Source organism: Oleiphilus sp. HI0066 (genome assembly GCF_001635725.1).
On the sequence record NZ_LWFH01000364.1, the window covers coordinates 1 to 1,091 of the forward strand.

At 47.1% G+C, this 1,091-nt stretch carries 2 protein-coding genes; one reads left to right on the top strand and one right to left on the bottom strand.

Translation table 11 applies throughout. The features are described from left to right. A partial coding sequence (gene cmoB, locus A3738_RS05155) for a tRNA 5-methoxyuridine(34)/uridine 5-oxyacetic acid(34) synthase CmoB (RefSeq protein WP_068763418.1) occupies positions 1–841 on the top strand: 841 nt, incomplete at its 5' end. A gap of 71 nt (positions 842–912) precedes the next feature. Here the strand turns inward: cmoB and A3738_RS29125 are convergent. Next, a partial coding sequence (locus A3738_RS29125; RefSeq protein ID WP_197473607.1) for an adenylosuccinate synthetase occupies positions 913–1,091 on the bottom strand: 179 nt, incomplete at its 5' end.

Here is a 1,091-nt window from a genome sequence, read left to right on the forward strand (position 1 = left end):
GCTCGACAACCTTCCGGCTATTAATCCCGAAACCACTCACATCAACTCGTCACGCGTGGGTGCCAATGCATCAATCGATGCAACCACCCAAGAGCAACTCTATGATGCATTAGTAAAGCTTCGGCCATGGCGAAAAGGCCCATTTGAATTATTCAATACTCACATTGATACCGAATGGCGCTCTGATTGGAAATGGGACCGAGTTAGTCCTCATATTAGTCCGCTCGCGAATAAAAATGTATTGGACGTGGGATGTGGCTCAGGATATCACTGTTGGAGAATGCTTGGTGAGGGAGCAAACCGCGTTATTGGCATTGACCCCAGCTATCTATTCCTAATGCAATTCAACGCAATTAAGAAGTATTGTGGCCGAGATGCACCGATACATTTACTACCGATAAAGATGGAGGACGTCCACCCTCAACTAGAACACTTTGATACCGTATTTTCGATGGGGGTGCTTTACCATCGTAAGTCACCTATCGACCACCTTTATGAACTTAAAGGGGCGTTGAAACCTGGTGGCGAGCTCGTATTAGAGACATTAGTAGTCGAAGGCGAACTTGGCTATTCATTAATGCCAGAGGACCGATACGCTATGATGCGAAATGTTTGGTATCTTCCAAGCGTTCCAACCTTAGAACTATGGCTTCGACGCGCCGGCTTTACCGACATTAAGTGTGTAGATCTAGATCAAACCAGCCTAGACGAACAGCGCGCAACCGAGTGGATGGACTTTCAGTCTCTAGCCGACTTCCTTGACCCAGCCAATCCAAATCTAACCGTAGAAGGCTACCCTGCACCTTTGCGTGCAACACTGGTCGCAAGCAAGCCAAAATAATTCATTCTGAAAATTTGCAGACAATAAAAAACCGCTCATTGAGCGGTTTTTTATACAAGACAGCCGAGGGCTTAGTCAAAAGGATGGCGAAGAACAATCGTTTCTACGCGATCTGGGCCTGTTGACACAATGTCAATCGGCGCCTGAATCTTACCTTCTAGGTACTTGATATATGACTGAGCGTTAGCTGGGAGCTCTTCTAAGGTCTTCGCCCCAAGCGTGCTTTCAGACCACCCCGGAAGCTCTTCAT